We start from the raw sequence: 21,865 nt of genomic DNA, 5'->3' as shown, positions 1-21,865 counted from the left end.
CTCTTCAATATTGTTGCGAGATAGCCGAGTGTCGACCCATACCGACCACCAGAAAGGCCTCCTGCTTACCGCCCTTGGCGGGGTGACGCTCACTGTCGATATTCCGCTGATCCGGCTTGCCCATGGCGAGGCCTGGACGATCCTTCTGCTGCGCACCGGCAGCATGTTCACTGCCGCGCTTGTCATCTGGGCAGTCTGGCGCTCGTTGAGCGATAAGGCGCCGAAGCTCATCCCGGGCCGGCTGGGTCTGGTGGTCGCCACGCTTTATGGGCTGGGCTCCATCGCCTTCATCACCGCCGTCTATCACACCTCGACCGCCGATCTCGTCTTCATCCTGGCCTTCACCACCATGTTCTCGGCGCTGCTGTCCTGGCTGTTCCTGAAGGAGCGGCCGCGAGCGGTGACGCTCGCGGCGCTGGCGCTGATGATCGTCGGTGTCGCCATCATCGTCGGCGATTCGATCGGCACCGGAAATCTGTTCGGCGATATGATGGCGTTGTGCGCCGCGCTCTGCGTCGCATGCGCCATCACCGTCTCACGAGCCAGCGGCAGGGAGATGGGCTTCACCTCGCTCGTGGGCGTGATCCTGCCGTTCGCCGTGGCGCTCTTCATGGTGTCGAAGACCGGCTTACACGTCGACGCACCGTGGTGGATCCTCCTCAACGGCGCCGTGATCATGCCGATCTCGTTCTTCTGCCTGGCCAACGGACCGAAATACATTTCCGGGCCGGAGGTGGCGATGTTCTACCTGCTGGAAACGGTGTTCGCTCCGGTCTGGATCTGGCTGATCTTCGCCGAGGCGCCGTCGCGAAATAGCCTGATCGGGGGCACGATTTTGATCGTGACGCTGGTCGCGCATTCGCTGTGGCAATTGCATGAAGGCCGCAAGCGCCGCGCCGATCTGGCGGTGCATCACCCGGCCTGAATCTTCCTGGGCTCGGGGGCGACTTCGATCTGCGGCGGCGCGCTGCCTTCCTCGGCGACCGCCGGAAGCTCGTCCATGATCTCGACCTCGCGCAGCCATTCGCGCCAGATGGCGACGAGCAGCGCCATCAGCACCGGGCCGATGAACAGGCCGAGGAAGCCCATCGTCTTGACGCCGCCGATGAGGCCGAAAAAGGTCGGCAGGAAGGGCAATTTGATCGGGCCGCCGACCAGCTTCGGCCGCAGCGTTTTGTCGACGATGAAAAGCTCGACCGCACCCCAGATGAACAGCGCCAGGCCGGCGAACAGCTTGCCGCTGGCAGCCAGGTAGATCGAGACCAGCGTGAAGGAGAGCGGCGCGCCGCCAGGGATCAGCGCCATGATGCCGGTGAGCGCGCCGAGCGTCACCGGCGATGGCACGCCGGCCAGCCAATAGGCAATGCCGAGCACCAGGCCCTCGCCGATGGCGATGATGGTCATGCCGGTTACGGTGGACGAGATCGTCGCCGGCACGACGCGCGAGATGCGCTCCCAACGCGTCGGCAGGATGCGTTCGCCGAGACGATCGACCTGGGCAGCGAAGGATTCGCCATCGCGATAGGCGAAGAACAGCGCGATCATCATGAATAGCAGCGTGAGCAACAGGCCGAACGCGCTGCCGCCGGCGGCCAAGGCGCCGCGATAAATGGTGCCGATGTTGGAGCCGCTGACCGCCTGGATCAGTTCGCCGATGCCGCCCGGATGGCCGAGATAGGCGGTCCATTGATCGTTCAGCCAATCGCCGACCACCGGCATGGTGGCAATCCACCCGGGTGTCGTCGCGCCATGGCGGTTGGTCTCGATCGCCCAGACCACCCATTCGCGCAGCTCGTTGATGGCATAGGTGCCGGCAAGCGCGATCGGCACCACCAGGAAGGTGAGGATGAAGAGGATGGCTAGGGTTGCGCCGATGGTGCGGTTGCCGCCGACAGCGCCAAGCAGCCGGCGATAGAGCGGCCAGCTGGCAAAGGCGATGACGAGCGCGGCCAGAACCGGGAATAGGAAGCCGTGGAAGAAATAGACGCCGGCGGCGACGATCAGCACCAACAGCCAGCGCGCCGCCGAAAGCGGCGGGATGACTGCGGCGCGAAGCGGCGTCGAAAGGCCGAACAGGCGCTGCCCCGGCTTCTGGATTTCTGCCCGCTTCAAGCGCGCGTCTCTCCCCTACCCCGATGGTTCAAGGAATGCTTATGCAGCATGATAGTGCAGCAATCGTGACGAGAGTCCAAATGTTTGGGTAATCCCCCTCACCGGGGAGATCGGCAAATCACCCAAACTTCCCCGTCCGCGGAAATCCCTTCGGCACCATACGGCCGGCGGCGGCACGCGCCCCGATCCACTCGGCCAATTCCTCGCGCGACTTGGTGAAGGTGCGGTCGGCGGAATCCTGCCAGGACAGGCCGGCCTCGAGCGTGAAGGTCTTGAGGTCCAGCACGCCGCCGTCCTTGTATTTCTGCAGGCGCACGCCCTTGCCGCGCGCCATTTCCGGGATTTCGGCGAGCGGGAAGACCAGCATCTTGCGGTTCTCGCCGACGATGGCGAGATGGTCGCCCGAGACCGGAATGCAGCGTTTGGCCTCATCCGGCGCCTTGACGTTCATCACCTGCTTGCCCTTGCGGGTGTTGGCGACGACCTCTTCTTCCGCAACGACGAAACCGTTGGCCTCATAGGAGACGAGCAAGAGCTTGCGCTTCGGATCGTGGACGAACGCGGTGACGATGTCCTGGTCGTTTTCCATGTCGACGATGATGCGGATCGGCTCGCCATGGCCGCGTCCGCCCGGCAGCCGGTCGGCTCCGATGGTGTAGAACTTGCCGCCGGTGGTGAAGACCAGGATCTTGTCCGTGGTCTGGGCATGGAAGGCGAGCTTGAGGCTGTCACCTTCCTTGAAGGCGAGCTGCGAATGGTCAGTCAGATGGCCCTTCATGGCGCGCAGCCAGCCCTTTTCCGACACCACGACGGTGACCGGCTCTCGCTCGATCATGGCATGCGCGATATCGGTCAGGTCATGCTCGGGCGCGTCGGCGAACTGTGTGCGGCGCCGGCCGAGCTCGGTCTCAGGGCCGAACTTGTCGCGTATCTGGGTGACTTCCCACTTGATCGTCGACCATTGTTTGGCGTCGGACGCCAGCAGCGCCTCGATCTGCTTCTTCTCCGCGGTCAGGCCGTCGAATTCCTTGCGGATCTCGATCTCTTCAAGCTTGCGCAAGGCGCGCAGGCGCATGTTGAGGATGGCTTCGGCCTGGTTGTCGGTGAGCGACCAGCGGGCCATCATCACCTGCTTGGGCTCATCCTCCTCGCGGATGATCCGTATCACCTCGTCGATGTTGAGATAGGCGATCAAATAGCCGGCGAGGATTTCCAGCCGCTTTTCGATCTCGCCCAGCCGGTATTTCGAACGACGGATCAAGACGTCGCGGCGGTGGTCGAGCCACTCCTTCAACACGCTCTTCAGCGAGAGCACGTTGGGCACCTTGCCGCGCGACAAGACATTCATGTTGAGCGGGAAGCGGCTTTCGAGCTCGGTGAGCTTGAACAGCGATTCCATCAGGATGCCGGGATCGACGGTGCGGCTCTTCGGCACCAGCACGATGCGGATGTCTTCCGCGCTCTCGTCGCGGATGTCTTCCAGCAGAGGCAATTTGCGCGCCATCAAGAGCTCGGCGATCTTCTCGATCAGCCGGGCCTTCTGAATGCCGTAGGGGATTTCGGTGACGACGATGCTCCACGTGCCCCTGCCCTGATCCTCCTGACCCCATTTGGCGCGCACGCGGAACCCGCCGCGGCCCGTCTCATAGGCGTCGAGGATCGAGGCGCGGCTGTCGACGATGATGCCGCCGGTCGGAAAATCCGGCCCTTGGACGAACTCCATCAGCTTGGCCACCGGCGCATCCGGATGCTCGATCAGATGGAGCGCCGCATCACAAAGCTCGGCCGCATTGTGCGGCGGGATCGAGGTCGCCATGCCGACGGCAATGCCGGACGAGCCGTTGGCGAGCAGGTTCGGGAAGGCGCCGGGGAGAACCGACGGCTCCTCGTCCTCTTCGTTGTAGGTCGGCCGGAAGTCGACGGCGTCCTCGGTGATACCGGCGAGCAGGTCCGCCGCCACCTCGGTCATGCGCGCTTCAGTATAGCGCATGGCGGCGGCGTTATCGCCGTCGATGTTGCCGAAATTGCCCTGCCCGTCGACCAGCGGGTAGCGCATCGAGAATTCCTGCGCCAGCCGCACCAGCGCGTCATAGATCGACTGGTCGCCATGCGGGTGGAACTTACCCATGACGTCGCCGACGATGCGGGCGCATTTGGCGAAACCCTGGTCGGGATTGAGCCTCAAGAGCCGCATGGCATGCATGATGCGGCGATGGACCGGTTTCAGCCCGTCGCGCACATCCGGCAATGCCCGGTGCATGATGGTCGACAGCGCGTAAGCGAGGTAACGCTTCTCCAGCGCCTCTTTCAGATCGACCGGTTCGATATGATCACCGCCGCCGCTATCGTCGGGCGGCAAAAGCCTTTTTCCCATCGGGTTGGACTAGCCGAGCGGGTGATTCGCGGCAAGCGCCGCCTTGGAAATCCGCCGGGAAGAACGGCCGCACGGGCGATGTGAAGCACTTCACGGAAACGGCAAGCCGGAAATTCCAGTTTGCCGGCAATCTGCAACAGGCACCGGCGACGGGGCAGCGCCGGCCAACATCAATCTGTTACATGCGGCCTCTATCTGGCATGCAACGCGCTGGCGAAGGGGAGCCGCGGTCTTCATGACATATTCACCGCATCAGGCAATGCCGCCGGCCAGCGTTTGCTTTTCGTCGCCGTTTTCGACAAATGGGGCTGGGCAATGCCTTCTTCCCGTCCCGTTCCTCACGGAATGGTGATGGAGCAGGTTTCAAAACACTTCTCATCATAGGCAACCAGGACAGGGAACTCGCCATGACGATCCAACGCTCGACCTTCAAGAAACTGGCTCTTTCGACCTTTCTGCTGACGCTGCCGCTCAATGCCGCCTTCGCCGCCGATCCGGCGGTGGCCGAGCGTCTCAAGGCGTTGTTGACCGCCCAGGGCGTCGATATCTCCTGGACCGGAACGTCGGGCGACGATGCCAACGTGACGCTGCAGGGCGTCTCGATCAAGCCGGCGGCGGAAAAGGAAGCGCTGCCGATCGGCGACGTCAAGCTGGAAGGCGTTGCCGCCGACAATGGCGGCTTCGATATCGCCACCGTCTCGACCTCGGCCTTCGAGCACAGCAAGGATGGCGTGACGCTCAATCTCAGCCCCTTCGTCATCCACGACATGAAGGTGCCGGCCGAGGGCAGCACCGACCCGCTCGGCTCGATCCTCATGTACAAGTCGGCCGAACTGTCGAACATGACCGTCAAGGTCGGCGACAAGACGGCCTTCTCGATGGACGGGCTGAATGTGCAGATCACCCCGCCCGCCGACGGCAAGGCGATGGAGTTCACCGCCAACACCGAGAAATTCACCGGCGACCTTTCGCTGGTCGATGACCCGAAATCCAAGGAAGCGATCGAGGCGCTCGGCTACCAGAACATCTCCGGCACGATCGCGATGGCCGGCAACTGGCAGCCCAGCGACGGCAAGATGGAGCTGTCGAAATACGACATCTCGGTCGACAATGCCGGCACGCTCGGCATGACCTTCGATCTGGGCGGCTACACCGTCGATTTCGTCAAGTCGATGCAGGCCATGCAGAAGCAGATGGCCGCGCAACCGGAAGGCGCCGACAATTCGGCGCAGGGCATGGCGATGCTCGGCCTGTTGCAGCAGCTTTCCTTCAACGGCGCCTCGATCCGTTACGAGGACGACTCGCTGACCGGCAAGGTGCTGGACTATGTCGGCAAGCAGCAGGGCATGTCGGGCAAGGATGTCGCCAACCAGGCCAAGGCAATCGTGCCGTTCGGCATGGCGCAGCTCAACAATCCGGAGCTGACGGCCGAAGTGTCGAGCGCGGTCAACACCTTCCTCGACGACCCGAAGAGCCTGGAGATCTCGGCAGAGCCGCCGTCGTCAGTGCCGTTCGCGCTGATCATGGCCGGCGCCATGTCCAACCCGCTCGACCTGCCCAAGACGCTCGGCGTCAAGGTCAAGGCGAACCAGGACTGATTGATTAGCTGCCTTCTCCCCGTCTCTATACGGGGAGAAGGTGCCGGCAGGCGGATGAGGGGCAGCGCCACCGCTTGCGCATATGAATTCGATGCTGAACCGACTGCCTGTCGGAGGGTTTCGGCTTCTGTGACGCTCGCAAATCGCCAGCGTTCGCGCTGCCCCTCATTGTCCTGCCGGACATTTCTCCCCGTATAGTGACGGGGAGAAAGAGCAGTTCCAACGCTGCCGTCAGTCCTTCTTGGCCACCGCCACCCGCAGCGACAGCTCGCGCAGCTGTTGCGGCGTCGCTTCCGAGGGCGCGTTCATCAACAGGTCGTAGGCCTGCTGATTCATAGGGAACATGGTGATCTCGCGCAGGTTCTTGGCACCGACCAAAAGCATGACGATGCGGTCGACGCCCGCCGCCATGCCGCCATGCGGCGGCGCGCCGTATTGGAAGGCGCGGTAGAGACCGCCGAAGCGCTCCTCCACCGTCGCGCGGTCGAGGCCGCGTATCTCGAAAGCCTTCACCATGGTTTCCGGCAGATGGTTGCGGATGCCGCCTGAGGCGATCTCGAAGCCGTTGCAAACCATATCATACTGGAATGCCTTGATTTCGAGCGGATCCTTGGTCGTCAGTGCCTCGATCCCTCCTTGCGGCATCGAGAACGGATTGTGCGCGAAATCGATCGCCTTGGCTTCTTCGTCCCATTCATAGAAGGGGAAGTCGATGATCCAGCAGAGCTCGAAACGGTCGCGGTCGACGAGGTTCAATTCCTCGCCGGCGCGGCTGCGGGCAGCACCGGCGAAGGAGACGAACTTCTTCGGGTCGCCGGCGACGAAGAAGGCGGCGTCGCCGTCGGCGAGGCCGAGTTGCTGGCGGACCGCCTCGGTGCGCTCCTCGCCGATGTTCTTGGCGATCGGGCCGGCGCCTTCCAGCTTGTCGCCCTCCTTGCGCCAGAAGATGTAGCCGAGACCCGGCTGACCCTCGCTTTGGGCCCAGGAATTCATGCGGTCGCAGAAGGCGCGGCTGCCGCCGGTCTTGGCCGGAATGGCCCAAACCTCGGCCTTCGGGTCGTTGGCCAGGATGTTGGCGAACACCTTGAAGCCGGAACCGCGGAAATGGTCGGACACCGCCTGCATCTCGATCGGATTGCGCAGGTCCGGCTTGTCGGAGCCGTAAACGCGCATCGCTTGATCATAGGGAATGCGGCGGAATTTCTGGGTGACCGGCTTGCCGTTGGCAAAAGTCTCGAACACGCCGCGCAGCACCGGCTCCATGGTGGAGAGCACGTCGTCCTGCTCGACGAAGCTCATTTCGAGGTCGAGCTGGTAGAATTCGCCTGGCAGGCGGTCAGCGCGCGGATCCTCGTCGCGGAAGCAGGGCGCGATCTGGAAATAACGGTCGAAGCCGGAGACCATGATCAGCTGCTTGTACTGCTGCGGCGCCTGCGGCAGCGCGTAGAAGGTGCCGGGATGGATGCGCGAAGGCACCAAGAAGTCGCGCGCGCCCTCCGGCGACGAGGCGGTCAGGATCGGCGTCGAGAATTCGGTGAAACCGACCTCGCCCATGCGCTTGCGCATCTCGGCGATGATCTTCGTGCGCGCCACGATGTTCCGGTGCAGCGTCTCACGGCGCAGGTCGAGGAAGCGGTATTTCAGGCGGATGTCTTCCGGATACTCCGGCTCGCCGAAAACCGGCAGCGGCAGTTCCTTGGCTGCCGACAGCACCTCGATCTCGCGCGCGAAAATCTCAATCTCGCCGGTCGGCAGGTTGGCGTTCGTCGTTTCGGGCAGGCGCGCCTTGACCTCGCCGTCGACGCGGATCACCCATTCGCCGCGCACGGTTTCGGCGACCTTGAAGGCCGGCGAATCCGGATCGGCGACGATCTGGGTAAGGCCGTAATGGTCTCGCAGATCGATGAAGAGCAGGCCGCCATGGTCGCGCACGCGATGCACCCAGCCCGACAGGCGGACGGAATTGCCGACGTCGCTCTTGCGCAACTGGGCACAGGTATGGCTGCGGTAACGATGCATGGTCATGGGTAAAGTCCGGAAATTGCGGGCACCAGCCCGGCTCGAAAATTGGCGCGAAAAGCGCATGAGAGCCCGGCTTTGTCAAGGCAAGCGGTCACACAGGCGCACCGCTAGATCTTTCAGGCGAAATGGATTTCGGCGCCTTGCCGCTGGAAATCCGCGAGCACTGCGGCCGGCGCGGTCTTCTCCACCACCAGATGGCGGATCGCGTCGGAGCCGGCAACCCGGTAGGGCGCGGCGGTGGCGAGCTTGTCGCTGGTGGCGGCGATGACGATGCCGGCGCTGTTTTGGGCCATTGCGCGCTTCACCTCGGCTTCGGCCGAATCGAAGGCGGTGATGCCGCGTGAAACATCCAGGCCGCAGGAGCCGAGGAAGAACAGATCGGCGCCGAGTTGCGCTATCGCGGCCAGCGTGTCACCGCCAACGCAAGTGCCCAAATCGGGCAGATAGCGGCCGCCAAGCACGATCAGCTTGACCAAGGGCAGGTCGGCCAGCGCCGCTGCGACGCCTAATGAATTGGTTGCGACCGTCAGCTCCTTGTCGCGCGGGATGGCGCGGGCGATCGCCTCATTGGTGGTGCCGCCGTCGATGAACAGTGACTGACCGGCTTCGAGCAGCATCACCGCCGCCCGCGCCAGGCGCGCCTTTGCCTCGACCGCATGGCCGCTGCGCTGGCTGATCGTCGCAGCTGCGAAGGGCGCCGAGGCGACCGCGCCGCCATAGACGCGGCGCAACTGCCCTGCCTTGGCAAGCTCCCTGAGATCGCGGCGCACTGTGTCTTCCGAGACGCCGAAACGGCTGGCAAGCTCGCCCGCAAGCACCTTCCCGTCAGCCGCCAACTGGTCGCGAATGAGTTGTTGCCGTTCTTCGGTGAGCATACACGATCCTATTTCTTTGTGCATGTTCTTGCATGTTTTGCACGATCATGCAAGAAACGGAATCGTGAACGGCTGGCGACGCGCCGTCGACATGGATGGATTTTCCAATGACTTTTGGCCTGAAACTCGCCTCGCAGCACCGCGTCTATGCCGGCTTCGCGATCTATTCCTTCGCCATGGGCAACATCTTCCCGCGCCTGCCCGACATCAAACGCGCCATGCAGATCGAGGACGGAACGCTCGGGCTCGCCCTGATCGGCACACCGATCGGCACACTGATCGCGCTAACGCTGGCGACGCCGATCCTGGAGCGCGTCGGTTTTCGCCGCGTGCTGCTTTGGCTGGTTCCGCTGTTGGCCCTGGCCTATTCCGTTGCCGTGCACGCGTCGGGACCGGCCGCACTGTTCCTGCTCTTGCTTCCGGTCGGGCTGATGATCGGCAGCATCGAGATCATCTTGAATGTCGAGGCCGACAGGACCGAATTCATGGTCGGCCGCCGCATCATGAACCGCGCGCATTCCTTCTGGAGCGCGGGCTTCTTCGGCGCCGGTCTGTTCGGCGGCGCGATGGCGCATCTCGGCCTGTCGCCGCAGTTGCATCTGGCGCTGGTCGTGCCGGTGGTGGCGATCGCCATGGCACTGTTCCTGGGCGGTTACCAGCCAGCGCCCGCGCGGTTTGCCGATAGCGGCGACAAGCCCCCGATGTTCGCGCGGCCTAGCCTGCCGATTCTAATTCTCGTCGCGGTGACGCTTTCGGCCATGCTGATGGAAGGCGCCAGCATGGATTGGTCGGCGATCTATATGCGTACCGTCTTCGAATCCGGACCGCTGACCGCCGGCTTCACCGTGGCGCTGTTCGCCTTCTCGCAAGCCGCGACCCGCTTCTTCGCCGACAGCTTCGTCGATCGCCACTCGCCGGCGGGCGTGGCGCGCGTGCTTCTGGCAACGATGGCGTTTGGCGTCTTGATCGTGTTCTTCTCGCCCCTGCCCTTCATCTCGATGCTGGGCTTCGCGCTGATGGGCGTCGGCTGCAGCGCCATTTTTCCGCTGGCGATATCGGCGGCGGCGCAGCGGACGGATCGTCCGGCGGCGATCAATGTCGCGGCACTGTCGCAGATCTCCTTCGTCGCCTTCCTGCTCGGGCCGCCGCTGCTCGGCTTCGTGTCGGACCATTGGGGCATCCGCTCGGCCTATGGTATCGGCATTCCGTTCATCGTGCTCAGCCTTGCAGCCGCCGGCGCGCTTGGACGGCGGCCTGTGCCGGACGGCGCCGGATCCGGCTCGGCGGGAGAGCGGGTCCCGGCGCGAGCCTATGAGGCGTAAACGGCTGGTCTTTGGGCACTCAGGAGATTTCACACGGGAGAATTGGGCGATCGAGCCATCGCTTACGCTGCGGCGCTTGACGAAAGCGCGCGCGGCTGAAATTGAAAGCGGTCCAATAGTGTGCCAAAAGCGATTTGATGCAGGTCATCACCACACAAGAAGAACTTGAGCGCGTCATCGCGGCGTTCGAAAAGTCGGAATTCGTCACCGTCGACACCGAATTCATTCGCGAGACGACGTTCTGGCCGATCCTGTGCCTGATCCAGATCGCCGCGCCCGGGATCGAGGCGCTGATCGATCCGTTGTCGCCCGATATCAACCTCAAACCTTTCTTCCGGCTGATGGCCAACGAGGCGGTGCTGAAGGTTTTCCATGCGGCGCGCCAGGACATCGAAATCATCGTCCATCTCGGCGATCTGGTGCCGCATCCGGTGTTCGACACGCAGGTGGCGGCGATGGTCTGCGGCTTTGGCGACAGCGTCTCCTACGACCAGCTTGTGCAGAAGGTCACCGGCGCCCGGCTCGACAAATCCTCGCGCTTCACCGACTGGCGGCATAGGCCGCTGTCCGACAAGCAGCTCGAATACGCGCTTGCCGACGTCACGCATCTCATCGAGGTCTACCAGCATCTCAGCGCCGAGCTGAAGCGCGAGGATCGCGCGCATTGGCTGAACGAGGAGATGGACGTGCTCACCTCGCGCGAGACCTACGATCCGCATCCGGAAGACGCCTGGAAGCGCCTGAAGATGCGACTGCGCAAGCCGCAGGAACTGGCGATCGTGCAAGCGGTGGCCGCCTGGCGCGAGCGCGAGGCGCGCGAGCGCGACGTGCCGCGCGGCCGCGTGCTCAAGGACGACGCGATCTACGAGATCGCCCAACAGGCGCCGCGCGATGCGGCAGCGCTCGGCAAGCTGCGCACCACGCCAAAGGGCTGGGAACGCTCGGCGACCGCTACGGCGCTGCTTGGCGCCGTCAATGCGGCGCTTGCGCTGCCCAGGGACGCGATGCCGAAACTGCCGAAGAGCGTGCAGCCGCCGGAAGGCTCGAGTGCTGCGGCGGAGCTGCTCAAGGTGCTGCTCAGGATCGTCGCCGAAAAGGAAGGCGTCGCGACGAAAGTGCTCGCCTCCAGCGACGACATAGACCGGATCGCGGCCGAAGGCGACGAGGCCGACGTGCCGGCGCTACAAGGCTGGCGGCGCGCCGTGTTCGGCGACCAGGCGCTCAGGCTGGTGCGCGGCGAGATCGGCATCAAGTTCGACAAGCGCCGGATCGCGGTGTTCGAGCTGTAGAGCCCTCTTCTCCTTCTCCCCTTGTGGGAGAAGGTGGATCGGCGCGCAGCGCCGAGACGGATGAGGGGTGTTCCAGCGGAGTGAGACGCTGGCGATCTCGTCGTGGCGTCCAACGCTGGCAAAGGTCTGCGTCAAGCTGGAGCACCCCTCATCCGACCGAGCTTCGCTCGGCCACCTTCTCCCACAAGGGGAGAAGGGAAAGACGCGCTCAGACCACCCCGAGCAGGTGGAACGCGAACCAGATCCAGGCGACCAGCAGAATGCCCGCGCCGAGAAAGAACATGCCGCTGCGGTGCATCAGATTGTTGCTGGTGAGATGCACGAAAGCGTGGGCGTAGCGCGTCAGGACGAAGAGCCACATCAAGACCAGCGTCAGATAGTTGACGCCGTTGGTGACGAACAACGCCAGACACAGAACGTGGAAGAGAACCGGCAGCTCGAACTGGTTGATCAGGTTGTTGGCGACGGTCACGCTCGACGCCGGCTCGGTCGTGCGCACCTTGTAGGCGCTGACCCTGGCCTCGCCGGACTTCACCGCGCCATGGCGTCGCTTCGCCATCACCAGATAGACGATATAGACCAGCAGCACCTGGGCGAGCATCGGCCAGAAGATGGCGGTCTGGTGCATCTGCTCTACCCTGTCCTGGAATGGCCTTAGCGCCGCCGCTGGCCGGCCAGCGCGAACACCGCGATGACGAAGAACGGCACCGCCAGCAGCGCGAATTTGGTCACGATCAGCGACGAGGCGAAGGCCAGAGAATCGGGATTGGCCGACTGGAGATCGGACAACAGCCGCGCCACGACGAGGTTCTGTACATAATCGGCGATCGTGTAAGGCAGCACCAGCACCAGCGAAAACAGCGCCTGCAACTGCGCCGGCATGGCGCGGAAATTGCTGAGCCGGCGGCCCAGCGCCAGGATCAGGCTGACCAAAGTGAGCGACAGCAGCGCCGGGAACAGAAGATCGAAGGTCAGGTAATGCCAGACGATGATGATCTCGCCGCCGCGCCGGCCGAGCGCGGTGAGCCACGCCATGCCCTCGTCCGGCGTGAAGCCGGTCAGGCGCATGTCGAGCGAAGGCAGTCCGCCGCTCAAGCCGCGGAAATAGAAGAACTCCAGCGCATTCATGGCCAGGAAGACGGCGAACGAAGCGAAGGAAAGCGCCGCCGCATGCCGCGACAGCCGCAGCACCGCGAAACTCAGGCCGCGCCACGGCCCCTGGCGGTCGGGCGCGGCGTCCTGATCAAAGTCCGCCCGGATAGTTCGGGCTTTCGCGGGTGATCGTGACGTCATGGGCGTGGCTTTCACGAAGTCCGGCGTTGGATATGCGCACAAAGGTGGCGCGGTCACGGAATTCTGCAAGATCGCGGCCACCGACATAACCCATAGCGGCTTTCAGGCCGCCTGCAAGCTGGTGCAGCACGCCAGACACAGGTCCTTTGTAGGGAACCTGCCCTTCAATGCCTTCCGGAACCAGTTTCAGGGTATCGCGCACCTCGGCCTGGAAATAGCGGTCGGCCGAGCCGCGCGCCATGGCGCCGACCGAACCCATGCCCCGATACGCCTTGAAGGAGCGGCCCTGGTGCAGATAGACCTCGCCCGGGCTTTCGTCAGTGCCGGCAAGCAGCGAGCCGATCATGGCGGCACTTGCGCCGGCGGCGAGCGCCTTGGCGAGATCGCCGGAATATTTGATGCCGCCATCGGCGATGACGCTGACGCCCGCCTTATGCGCCGTTTCCACCGCCGACATGATGGCCGAAAGCTGCGGCACGCCGACGCCGGCGACGATGCGCGTCGTGCAGATCGAGCCCGGGCCGATGCCGACCTTGACGGCGTCCGCGCCGGCGTCGATCAGCGCCTGCGTGCCATCGGCGGTGGCGACGTTGCCGGCCAGGATACGCACCGAATTGGACAGCTTCTTTGCCCGCGCAACGGCGTCGAGCACGCGCTGCGAATGACCGTGCGCGGTGTCGATGACGAGAAGATCGACGCCGGCGTCGATCAGCCGCTCGGCGCGCTCGAAGCCGTCATCGCCGACGCTGGTGGCGGCGGCGGCGCGCAGGCGGCCTTGCGCGTCCTTGGTGGCGTGCGGGTTGAGCTGCGACTTCTCGATGTCCTTGACCGTGATCAGGCCGACGCAATTGCCCTTCTTGTCGACCACCACCAGTTTTTCGATGCGGTGCTGGTGCAAGAGCCGCTTGGCTTCTTCCTGGTCGACATTCTCCTTGACCGTGATCAGGTTCTCACGCGTCATCAGCTCGTAGACCTTCTGCGAAGGATCCGAAGCGAAGCGCACGTCGCGGTTGGTGAGGATGCCGACGAGACGGCCAACGGTATGGCCACCGGTGCCACCATTCTCGACCACCGGAATGCCGGAAATGCCGTTCGAGCGCATCAGCGCCAGCGCATCCGCCAGCGTCGCGTCCGGGCCGATGGTGACGGGGTTCACCACCATGCCGGATTCGAATTTCTTCACCTGCCGGACCTGCTCGGCCTGCTCGACCGGCGTCAGATTGCGGTGGATGACGCCGATGCCGCCGGCCTGCGCCATGGCGATGGCCAGCCGCGCCTCGGTGACGGTGTCCATGGCGGCCGACAGGATCGGCACGTTGAGGTCGATATCGCCGGCGATGCGGGTGCGGATGTCGGTTTCGCCGGGCATCACTTCGGAATGGCCGGGCTGCAGAAGCACGTCGTCGAAGGTCAGCGCCAGCGCGCCGGTGGACGTTTCGATGATTTTTGACATGGCCAGCCCTTTTGAATGCGGAAAAGGCGCTGGGCCAATTGGCCAGCGCCGACTCTCTTCTTCCCTTTCAGGATTGGCGCTGGCTGGTAACACGTCGCGATGACATTGAAAAGACGGTCGTTGCGTCCAATCGCAAACTGTTGCGTTCCGCCCCTTTCAAGCCACCAGTGGTTGCGGTCGCACAAAAGTGACAGCAATTTAATGCGACATCCGGGCCAAGGCGTGATACCGCCCGGGCATATGCCGGCTCGCCTCCAAGACGGTCCGACGACTCATTCGCTAAGACATATCAGGGCGTTCCTTTGAATCGCATCATTCCGCTCATACTGGCGGTCGCACTTTTCATGGAGAACATGGATTCGACCGTTATCGCGACGTCGCTGCCGGCGATCGCCGTCGACATCCACACCAGCCCGATCGCGCTGAAGCTGGCGCTGACCGCTTATCTGGTGTCGCTGGCGATCTTCATTCCGATCAGCGGCTGGATGGCGGACCGGTTCGGCGCCAAGAACGTGTTCCGCGCCGCGATCGGCGTGTTCATCGCCGGCTCGATTGCCTGCGCCTTTTCCGACTCGCTGCCGGCCTTCGTCGTGTCGCGCTTTCTGCAGGGCATCGGCGGCGCGATGATGACGCCGGTCGGCCGCCTGGTGCTGGTGCGCGCCACGCCGAAGAGCGAGCTCGTCGCGGCGATGTCCTGGCTGACCGTGCCGGCGCTGGTCGGACCGCTGGTCGGCCCTCCCATCGGCGGCTTCATCACCACTTATTTCACTTGGCACTGGATTTTTCTCATCAACGTGCCGATCGGGCTTCTCGGCATCTGGCTCGCAACCCGCTTCCTGCCGGAGACCGAGCCCGCGGAGACGCCGCCGCTCGATTTTCCGGGCTTCGTGCTGAGCGGCCTCGCCGCTTCCGGCGTCGTCTTCGGCCTTTCGGTGGTCAGCCTGCCTGCCTTGCCACCGATGGCGGGTTTCATCACCGTGGCGGTCGGCGTGATAAGTGGCGTGCTCTATCTGCTGCATGCCCGGCGTGCCAGGAACCCGCTCTTGGCGCTCGATCTCTTCCGCAACCAGGTGTTTCGCGCTTCCGTGCTAGGCGGCTCGCTGTTCCGCATCGGCATCGGCGCGGTGCCGTTCCTTTTGCCGCTGATGTTCCAGATCGGCTTCGGCCTGACACCGTTCCAGTCCGGCATGATCACCTTCGTCTCGGCGATCGGCGCCATTGGCATGAAGTTCGTCACAGCATTGCTTTTCCGGTTGGCCGGTTTCCGCCGCGTGCTGATCTGGGGCTCGCTGGTCGCGGCCGCCTCGATCGCCATCTACGGCCTGTTCACGCCAGACACACCTTATGTGCTGATGCTGGCGATATTGCTGGTCGGCGGCTTCATCCGCTCCATGTTCTTCACGGGCGTCAACGCGCTCTCCTATGCCGAGGTCTCGTCAGCAGACACGAGCAAGGCAACGCCGATCGTCGCGGTGTTCCAGCAGCTCTCAATCGCGCTCGGTGTCGCGATGGCCGGCGGCATACTGGAAGTGTCGACCTCGATCCATGGCGGACCGCTGCGGCTCGCCGACTTCCACATCGCCTTCTTCATCGTGGCCGCGGTGTCGGCGGCAGCATCGATCACTTTCATGCGTCTGGCGGCGGACGCCGGCAGCGCGGTGTCGGGGCATGGCCGGCTGGCCACGCCGAAGACGCTGGAATCGGTTGGGACGGCGGGGAAGTAGGGCCCTTCCCTTCTCCCCTTGTGGGAGAAGGTGGATCGGCGCGTAGCGCCGAGACGGATGAGGGGTGTTCCAGCGGAGTGAGACGCTGGCTTTTCCTGGAGCACCCCTCACCCGGCCGCTTCGCGGCCACCTTCTCCCACAAGGGCAGAAGGAAAGGCGCTACCCCTTGAACTCCTTCGCCAGCAGATAAAGCTCCACCGATTCATCCCGCGAAGCCGGTGGCTTCACATGATGGACGGAGCGGAAATTCTGCTTGAGCTGCGTCAACAACTCGTTCTCCGCTCCGCCCTGGAATGTCTTGGCGAGGAAATGGCCGCCGGGCTTCAGGACCTGCAGCGCGAAATCGGCCGCGACTTCGCACAGATGCATGGTTCGCAGATGGTCGGTCCGGCGATGGCCGGTGGTCGGGGCGGCCATATCGGAGAGCACGATATCCGGCTGGCCGCCGAGTGCTTGGGCGAGCTTTTGCGGCGCGTCGGGATCGAGGAAATCCAGCTGCAGGATGACGGCGCCGGGCACCGCGTCCATTTCGAGATAGTCGATGCCGACGACATGCGGATTTTCCGCGCTCGACTTCGTCCGCGCCGCAGCCACCTGGCACCAGCCACCGGGGGCGGCGCCGAGGTCGATCACCTTCATGCCGGGCTTCAGCAGGTGATGCTTGTCGTCGATCTCGATCAGCTTGTAGGCCGCGCGTGAGCGATAACCGTCGGCCTTGGAGCGCTGCACATAGGGGTCGTTCATGTGCCGCTCGAGCCAGCGGCGCGAGGATTCTTTCAGGCCGCTCTTCTTCTTGATGCGGGTCTTGAGGACGCGGATGCTGGCCGAGCCCGGCTTTTCGGGTTTCTTGGTCATTGCCTGATTTCTTGCCCGAGCATGATCCTGCGCGAAAACCGATCGCCACATTTGGCTGGCCCGGCCCTGAAATTCAGGATCAGGATTTCCGGTCCGCTTTTTATCGCTCGCCGAGTCGTGGCCATTTTTCGGCGGCAGCGCGCTTCGCGAATGGCTTCCCCCACTCCGTCGCCGCTTCGCGGCGCCACCTCTCCCCCCTCCGGAGGGAGAGGAAGGGAGCCAAGGTCGGCGCCCTCGCGCCTTTCCTCTCCCCCGTCGATCGGGGGAGAGGTGTCGAGCGAAGCTCGACGGAGTGGGGGTCGACTATTCGCCAAGGCAACGCAGCCACTTTTTGAGATCATGCGCGGCGCCCCTCGTTGCGCCAGACGCCATCATCGGCCATCAGTTCGCTCAGGATTCCCTCGCGCAGGCCGCGGTCGGCGACGCGCAGGCGCTCGGACGGCCACACGGCGCGGATCGCTTCGAGGATGGCGCAGCCGGCCAGCACCAGGTCGGCGCGGTCGGCGCCGATGCAGGGGTTGGCGCAGCGCTGCTGGAAATCCCAGCCGATCAGCCTCTCGATCATGCGGTCGACGCTGTCACGATCCATCCACAGCCCGTCGACGCGGCGACGGTCGTAGCGCTCGAGGTCGAGATGCACGCCGGCCAGCGTGGTGACCGTGCCCGACGTACCGAGCAGATGGAAATTGGGGCTGGCCAGCACATGCGCGAGCCGGTCGCGGCCGTCGAAAGCCTTCAGCCGCGCCGCGACGTCGTCGACCATGGCGGCGAAGGTTTCGCGCGTCACCGTGCGGCCGCCGAAGCGCTCGGCCAGCGAAACCACGCCGACCGGTAGCGAGGTCCAGGAGACGATGTGGTTGGCAAGGCGCGGCGAGCGCCGGCCGGTGAGGTCGATCAGCGCGATTTCGGAGGAGCCGCCGCCGATGTCGAACAGCACCACGCCCTGCGTGTCGCGCTCGACCAGCGAGCCGCAGCCGGAGACGGCAAGGCGGGCCTCGGTCTGGCGGTCGATGATCTCCAGCTTCAGCCCGGCCTCGCGCTCGACACGAGCGAGGAACTCGACGCCGTTGGCGGCCGAACGGCAGGCTTCGGTGGCGATCAGCCTGGCCTTGCGGATCTTGCGGTTGCGCAGCTTCTCGCCGCAAACCTTCAGCGCCTCGACGGCGCGGTCCATCGCGGCCTGGCCCAGCCGGCCGGAAGCGGTCAGCCCCTCGCCCAGCCTGACGATGCGCGAGAAGGCGTCGATGACGCGGAACTGGCCGTGACGCGCAGGAACCGCGACCAGCAGCCGGCAATTGTTGGTGCCGAGATCGAGCGCGGCGAAAACCGGCAGTTCTTGGAACGGGCGCGGCCCCGTTTGAGCCGGCGGCCTGGGCTGCGGTTGCGACGGCTCGGGTTGGGGCTGGGTCGGCGGGTCGGCGGCAGGCGCCGTCGCCTGAGCGGACGCGGCCTCGTCGCGCGCGAAAACCTTGCGGCCGCGCCTGCGCTTGCGCCGCTTGCGCGCCTTGCCCTTCGGCCGCTCGGCATGATCTGACAGTCTTTGGTCGGCATGTCTGGCATGCGCGCCCGCATGGCGGCTGAACCGCGCGGCGGACGGGCTCGCCTCACCTGTCGGCGATGCCCCGGACACACCCACTGCCGACGCGCCCGCGCCGGTGTCGTGGTCTTCCACTTCAGTTCCTTCCGGCGCCGCGCGAACCGGGAACGGACGCAGCAGGCACCTCGATTTGTTTCAAAGTTGGCAACAGACTAGCAGCGCGATCCGCAATCACCAAGAGCGCAGGGCCGAATTTTGACATGGGTCACGCCAGGGCAATCTCTTGCCGGTTGAATAGCCGGCTTCGATCAGGCATGTCTCAAATGAAGCCGGGCGCACGAACAGACGGGGCAACATCGCCGCATGAGCCGCAACGCATGACCATCTCGCCATGAATTGGAAGCGCTTTTTCTGGCCGGTCATCGGCATCGCGGCGGTGGCGTTCTCGCTGTGGCTGCTCATTCACGAATTGCGCGGCATTTCGCTCAACGACGTCTGGGCAGGCATTGCCGCCGTCCCGGCGCGCGGCTGGGTGCTTGCCGGGCTGAGCGCGGTGCTCGCCTACGCCTCGCTTGCCGGCTACGACCACATCGCGCTCCTGCATATCGGCAAGAAAGTGTCGTGGCTGTTCGTCACGATCTGCTCCTTCACCACTTACGCGGTGTCGCACAATATCGGCGGCTCGGTGTTTTCGGGCGCGGTGATCCGCTACCGCGCTTACGGCACGCGCGGGCTGACCGGCCAGGAGATCGGCGTGCTGGTGGCGATATGCTGGTTCACATTCATCCTCTCCAGCGTCTTCCTCGGCGGCCTCGTTCTGCTCTTCGAGCCGCAGATCATCGACCGCTTCACCGGCGCGCCGCATCATGGCGCCGCGTTTGGCGCGGGTGTCGCCATGCTTCTCCTCGTCGGCGCCTATGCCTTCGGCAGTTGGCTCGGGCTGAGGCCGCTGAAGGTCGGCAGCTTCGTGCTCCACTATCCGGCGCTGCCGATCGTGGCGCGGCAGTTGCTGATCGGCCCGGTCGAACTGCTGGCGGCGGCAGCGATCATCTATTTCGCTCTGCCCGAGGCCGGCAATCCCGGCTATTTCGTCATACTCGGCGTGTTCATGGTGTCGTTCTCGATCGGCCTGTTGTCGCATGCGCCCGGCGCGCTCGGCGTGTTCGAGGTGGTCTTCCTGACCGGGCTTTCCGACATGGACCCGGTCGGCGTGCTCGCCGCCCTCCTCGTCTTTCGCCTGTTCTACCTCATCATTCCGCTGGTGATCGGGCTCGGCGTGGTGCTGCTCTTCGAGCATTCGCAATACAGCAAGGGCGAGGGCTGAAAGCCTGGCGCCTGCGGTGTTGGCTAGCCTCACGCATGTCGCCCAAAAATGCGGAGCGGTTTTGGGAAGACGACATGCATCGGAAAAGCCTGCAGTTGAACTCAGCTACGGGCTTGACTATTTTTCGATGGCGGCTACAAGGCAGCGCTCGCGGCGCATAGCCGCCCGCTTCGCGCGGCACCAGCCGCGCCTGCTGGGGAATAGGTTAACGGTAGACCCACGGACTCTGACTCCGTTAGTCCTGGTTCGAATCCAGGTTCCCCAGCCACTAATTTAAATTAACAAAAACAAAGACTTATCTGATACCCTTATCTGTTCCTGCTGCAACGGATTTGCAACACAGTTTCAACTGAAATCTTTTTTCCATGGATTACAAACTCCACGGAACACGGATGGAACATGGAATCGGTGTTTGTTCCCTCCGCCTTGGGCACTCAGTCGAAATTGAGCGATCGGGCGTCTGCTCATAACTTACGCGGGGCGGTTCCGCCGCAAATGCCCGCACATGGCCGGTGCTACCACTCTCCCAATCCCAAAGTCCAAGGCGACACCCGGCCATTCCAAGCCAGCTTGAAACATGATGCCGCCCCTGCGCTTCACCCTGAACGGACAACCCCTCAAGATCATTAGGTTGCCAATGGCCTGCGACCGCTGCCATCATGGTCCGCATGGGGCTTCAGGAAGACATCGAGAGAGTCGAGCAGCACATCCGCGACATTGAGGAGCGGATCGGGAGGCAATTGGCCATCATTGTTCAAACGGAACAAGATGGATTGCCGATAGAACGCCCGCGCAATTTCCTGTGGGTCTTACAAGAATCGTTGAGGCTCAGCCGCGACCACCTCGCCAGGCTGCTCGCGGATGAGTTCATAGCGGGCCGAGCGCCGGATCAAGCCACAAGCTGATCACATCTCGATGTAAGCGTAGGCCGCGCCGAAGAAGGCCAACGTCCCAGCGATGAAAAATGCCCAGCCCTTCAACGCGTGGCGAACATCCTCCGGCCTGGGACCTTTTTGGTTGCCATAATCTTCCATGCTTGCCTCCGCTATTCACGAGTTCTCAGACGTTTCAGGGTAGCGACACGTTCCCGCTGCTCGGCTCGCAGAGATTGCAGGAACACAACCGCATTGTAGATCATCAGGCGCTGACCTTGTTCCTTGAGGCTCCTGACAAGCGCTTCTTGGCGCGCAATCAGTTCCTGACCTTCGCGCACCTGGCGCTCTACCGTTTCCAGCGGAGTTCCGGTTGGCCCATTTGGGGCCCTAGGAGTTCGGGGAAATTGTCATGTCCCTTATACGGAGCAGCGGAGCAATTACATCCCGGCACGTTAGAGTATTCTAAAGCTATGTGAACACTCAAACCCCTCGGACGCATTCTGTTTCAGGTGAGCGGGGCTTAACACACTGAGCTAACATCTTGTTATTAAATGCATTCCAAAACAGATCCGGGCACTTGAAACGAGATACCGGAAAAGACCGGCAGCGCTGGAGCGGCCTGATTTAGATCGCACTAATCCCTGTGCAAGCAGTAATCGCAGAGGCCGCCGGCTCCCTCATGGGCAGGATATGAATTTCCACAGTGGATGCAATCGAGTTTCTGGGGCTCTTCAATGAAGCCTGAGCGCTTACGCCGCAGATAATCCTCGACTTCCTTATCGGTGAAAGTCTCTTGCTGTGCGGCGATGATGATACCCCCTCCCTTGGCTTTGTCTTTGCGCATCTTGGCTAAGTTCATTTGATGACCGCGATGCTGATTGCAGTGGAGATGAGCCGCGGCAAGATTAGTACGCGCGTTCGTGCCGCCGCGCATCTTTCAGGTGCTCTAACGTAGCTCGCTTAGGTCCGGTCGCAGTGAAAGGTTTGTGGCACCAGTAGCAAAGGCCACCCTGCTGTTTGACCAGTTCGTCTCGGCGCTTAGCTGGTTTGAACGTCATGGGGGTTGTTTCCCTCCTTATTGTTGTTGTTAGCCGTTGCTGGCATCGCAAAGAACCACGGCCTCGAGGAGACGTCAAGCCTCCATTAGGCGATGCTTATAAGCCCTGGAGACAGGATACACAGTTTCCGCGCTTAACGAGTCAGCACTTGCCT

General features: G+C 63.5%; 19 protein-coding genes and 1 tRNA gene. 8 read left to right on the top strand and 12 right to left on the bottom strand.

The features are described 5' to 3' along the window. The first annotated feature begins 28 nt into the window (after nucleotides 1–28). Nucleotides 29–925 carry a DMT family transporter gene (locus FJ988_RS20210; protein WP_140820116.1) on the top strand — a complete coding sequence of 299 codons (897 nt, stop codon included), beginning with the start codon at nucleotides 29–31 and terminating at the stop codon, nucleotides 923–925. Here FJ988_RS20210 and FJ988_RS20205 read toward each other — a convergent pair. Then, entirely contained in the window at nucleotides 913–2,112 is a 1,200-nt protein-coding gene (locus FJ988_RS20205) for an AI-2E family transporter (RefSeq protein ID WP_140820115.1), read from the bottom strand. The two genes, FJ988_RS20210 and FJ988_RS20205, sit on opposite strands and share 13 nt — an antisense overlap. A gap of 118 nt (nucleotides 2,113–2,230) precedes the next feature. Next, on the bottom strand, nucleotides 2,231–4,486 hold the full coding sequence (gene parC, locus FJ988_RS20200; RefSeq protein WP_140820114.1) for a DNA topoisomerase IV subunit A: 2,256 nt from the start codon (nucleotides 4,484–4,486) through the stop codon (nucleotides 2,231–2,233). A 407-nt stretch (nucleotides 4,487–4,893) separates the two neighbouring features. Between parC and FJ988_RS20195 the strand changes: the two genes are divergently transcribed. After that, the gene (locus tag FJ988_RS20195; protein WP_140820113.1) at nucleotides 4,894–6,084 is read left to right on the top strand and encodes a hypothetical protein; all 1,191 of its coding nucleotides are present in this window, start codon (nucleotides 4,894–4,896) and stop codon (nucleotides 6,082–6,084) included. A 231-nt stretch (nucleotides 6,085–6,315) separates the two neighbouring features. On the opposite strand, the gene aspS is transcribed toward FJ988_RS20195, so the two are convergent. Next, nucleotides 6,316–8,103 carry an aspartate--tRNA ligase gene (gene aspS / locus FJ988_RS20190; protein WP_181183623.1) on the bottom strand — a complete coding sequence of 596 codons (1,788 nt, stop codon included), beginning with the start codon at nucleotides 8,101–8,103 and terminating at the stop codon, nucleotides 6,316–6,318. A gap of 119 nt (nucleotides 8,104–8,222) precedes the next feature. Further along, nucleotides 8,223–8,981 (bottom strand): DeoR/GlpR family DNA-binding transcription regulator, encoded by a 759-nt coding sequence (locus tag FJ988_RS20185; RefSeq protein ID WP_140820111.1) that lies wholly within the window; start codon nucleotides 8,979–8,981, stop codon nucleotides 8,223–8,225. A gap of 107 nt (nucleotides 8,982–9,088) precedes the next feature. Between FJ988_RS20185 and FJ988_RS20180 the strand changes: the two genes are divergently transcribed. Both FJ988_RS20180 and rnd read left to right on the top strand, forming a co-directional pair. Next, entirely contained in the window at nucleotides 9,089–10,303 is a 1,215-nt protein-coding gene (locus tag FJ988_RS20180; protein WP_140820110.1) for an MFS transporter, read from the top strand. Nucleotides 10,304–10,440: 137 nt separating this feature from the next. Next, complete coding sequence (rnd, locus tag FJ988_RS20175; RefSeq protein WP_140820109.1) at nucleotides 10,441–11,592, top strand: ribonuclease D; 1,152 nt, start codon at nucleotides 10,441–10,443, stop codon at nucleotides 11,590–11,592. Nucleotides 11,593–11,800: 208 nt separating this feature from the next. On the opposite strand, the gene FJ988_RS20165 is transcribed toward rnd, so the two are convergent. Genes FJ988_RS20165 through guaB form a run of 3 tightly spaced genes read right to left on the bottom strand, consistent with a single transcriptional unit; the run spans nucleotide 11,801 to nucleotide 14,338 of the window. Continuing rightward, nucleotides 11,801–12,220 (bottom strand): MAPEG family protein, encoded by a 420-nt coding sequence (locus FJ988_RS20165; RefSeq protein ID WP_140820107.1) that lies wholly within the window; start codon nucleotides 12,218–12,220, stop codon nucleotides 11,801–11,803. A 26-nt stretch (nucleotides 12,221–12,246) separates the two neighbouring features. Next, the gene (locus FJ988_RS20160; RefSeq protein ID WP_246688616.1) at nucleotides 12,247–12,885 is read right to left on the bottom strand and encodes a hypothetical protein; all 639 of its coding nucleotides are present in this window, start codon (nucleotides 12,883–12,885) and stop codon (nucleotides 12,247–12,249) included. Next, nucleotides 12,836–14,338 carry an IMP dehydrogenase gene (guaB, locus tag FJ988_RS20155; RefSeq protein WP_140820106.1) on the bottom strand — a complete coding sequence of 501 codons (1,503 nt, stop codon included), beginning with the start codon at nucleotides 14,336–14,338 and terminating at the stop codon, nucleotides 12,836–12,838. The genes FJ988_RS20160 and guaB overlap by 50 nt, the downstream gene beginning before the upstream one ends. Before the next feature lie 302 nt (nucleotides 14,339–14,640). Here guaB and FJ988_RS20150 point away from each other — a divergent pair, with 302 nt between their 5' ends. After that, complete coding sequence (locus tag FJ988_RS20150; protein ID WP_140820105.1) at nucleotides 14,641–16,062, top strand: MFS transporter; 1,422 nt, start codon at nucleotides 14,641–14,643, stop codon at nucleotides 16,060–16,062. A 159-nt stretch (nucleotides 16,063–16,221) separates the two neighbouring features. Here the strand turns inward: FJ988_RS20150 and FJ988_RS20140 are convergent, their stop codons facing one another. Continuing rightward, nucleotides 16,222–16,917 carry an RlmE family RNA methyltransferase gene (locus tag FJ988_RS20140; RefSeq protein WP_140820103.1) on the bottom strand — a complete coding sequence of 232 codons (696 nt, stop codon included), beginning with the start codon at nucleotides 16,915–16,917 and terminating at the stop codon, nucleotides 16,222–16,224. 337 nt (nucleotides 16,918–17,254) lie between these two features. After that, complete coding sequence (locus FJ988_RS20130; RefSeq protein WP_140820102.1) at nucleotides 17,255–18,589, bottom strand: Ppx/GppA phosphatase family protein; 1,335 nt, start codon at nucleotides 18,587–18,589, stop codon at nucleotides 17,255–17,257. 256 nt (nucleotides 18,590–18,845) lie between these two features. Between FJ988_RS20130 and FJ988_RS20125 the strand changes: the two genes are divergently transcribed. From FJ988_RS20125 to FJ988_RS30895, 3 genes are all read left to right on the top strand, one after another. After that, entirely contained in the window at nucleotides 18,846–19,778 is a 933-nt protein-coding gene (locus FJ988_RS20125) for a YbhN family protein (protein WP_140820101.1), read from the top strand. A 194-nt stretch (nucleotides 19,779–19,972) separates the two neighbouring features. Continuing rightward, nucleotides 19,973–20,046, top strand: a tRNA-Gln gene (locus FJ988_RS20120). Nucleotides 20,047–20,437: 391 nt separating this feature from the next. Next, the gene (locus FJ988_RS30895) at nucleotides 20,438–20,683 is read left to right on the top strand and encodes a hypothetical protein (RefSeq protein WP_181183614.1); all 246 of its coding nucleotides are present in this window, start codon (nucleotides 20,438–20,440) and stop codon (nucleotides 20,681–20,683) included. Here the strand turns inward: FJ988_RS30895 and FJ988_RS31405 are convergent, their stop codons facing one another. The 3 genes from FJ988_RS31405 to FJ988_RS30885 all read right to left on the bottom strand — a co-directional run bounded on the left by FJ988_RS31405 (nucleotide 20,684) and on the right by FJ988_RS30885 (nucleotide 21,587). Continuing rightward, nucleotides 20,684–20,812: a hypothetical protein gene (locus FJ988_RS31405; RefSeq protein WP_281407753.1), complete on the bottom strand. Its 129-nt coding sequence runs from the start codon at nucleotides 20,810–20,812 to the stop codon at nucleotides 20,684–20,686. A gap of 11 nt (nucleotides 20,813–20,823) precedes the next feature. After that, nucleotides 20,824–20,991: a hypothetical protein gene (locus FJ988_RS30890; RefSeq protein ID WP_181183613.1), complete on the bottom strand. Its 168-nt coding sequence runs from the start codon at nucleotides 20,989–20,991 to the stop codon at nucleotides 20,824–20,826. A 296-nt stretch (nucleotides 20,992–21,287) separates the two neighbouring features. Beyond that, nucleotides 21,288–21,587, bottom strand: coding sequence for a hypothetical protein (locus FJ988_RS30885; RefSeq protein ID WP_140824968.1), 300 nt, complete (start codon nucleotides 21,585–21,587; stop codon nucleotides 21,288–21,290). Between the last annotated feature and the right edge of the window lie 278 nt (nucleotides 21,588–21,865).

The organism is Mesorhizobium sp. CU3 (assembly GCF_006442965.1).
Lineage (GTDB): Bacteria > Pseudomonadota > Alphaproteobacteria > Rhizobiales > Rhizobiaceae > Mesorhizobium.
The sequence above is the reverse complement of the archived record's forward strand: the minus strand, read 5'-3'. Positions and strand labels throughout refer to the sequence as shown.

Coding starts and splice junctions, on each gene's coding strand:
- FJ988_RS20125 (WP_140820101.1), top strand. CDS start 18,846: ATGAATTGGAAGCGCTTTTTCTGGCCGGTCATCGGCATCGCGGCGGTG.
- FJ988_RS30885 (WP_140824968.1), bottom strand. CDS start 21,587: ATGCGCGGCGGCACGAACGCGCGTACTAATCTTGCCGCGGCTCATCTC.
- FJ988_RS20180 (WP_140820110.1), top strand. CDS start 9,089: ATGACTTTTGGCCTGAAACTCGCCTCGCAGCACCGCGTCTATGCCGGC.
- guaB (WP_140820106.1), bottom strand. CDS start 14,338: ATGTCAAAAATCATCGAAACGTCCACCGGCGCGCTGGCGCTGACCTTC.
- parC (WP_140820114.1), bottom strand. CDS start 4,486: ATGGGAAAAAGGCTTTTGCCGCCCGACGATAGCGGCGGCGGTGATCAT.
- FJ988_RS20140 (WP_140820103.1), bottom strand. CDS start 16,917: ATGACCAAGAAACCCGAAAAGCCGGGCTCGGCCAGCATCCGCGTCCTC.
- FJ988_RS30895 (WP_181183614.1), top strand. CDS start 20,438: ATGGTCCGCATGGGGCTTCAGGAAGACATCGAGAGAGTCGAGCAGCAC.
- rnd (WP_140820109.1), top strand. CDS start 10,441: ATGCAGGTCATCACCACACAAGAAGAACTTGAGCGCGTCATCGCGGCG.
- FJ988_RS20165 (WP_140820107.1), bottom strand. CDS start 12,220: ATGCACCAGACCGCCATCTTCTGGCCGATGCTCGCCCAGGTGCTGCTG.
- FJ988_RS20195 (WP_140820113.1), top strand. CDS start 4,894: ATGACGATCCAACGCTCGACCTTCAAGAAACTGGCTCTTTCGACCTTT.
- FJ988_RS20185 (WP_140820111.1), bottom strand. CDS start 8,981: ATGCTCACCGAAGAACGGCAACAACTCATTCGCGACCAGTTGGCGGCT.
- FJ988_RS20160 (WP_246688616.1), bottom strand. CDS start 12,885: ATGACGTCACGATCACCCGCGAAAGCCCGAACTATCCGGGCGGACTTT.
- FJ988_RS31405 (WP_281407753.1), bottom strand. CDS start 20,812: ATGGAAGATTATGGCAACCAAAAAGGTCCCAGGCCGGAGGATGTTCGC.
- aspS (WP_181183623.1), bottom strand. CDS start 8,103: ATGCATCGTTACCGCAGCCATACCTGTGCCCAGTTGCGCAAGAGCGAC.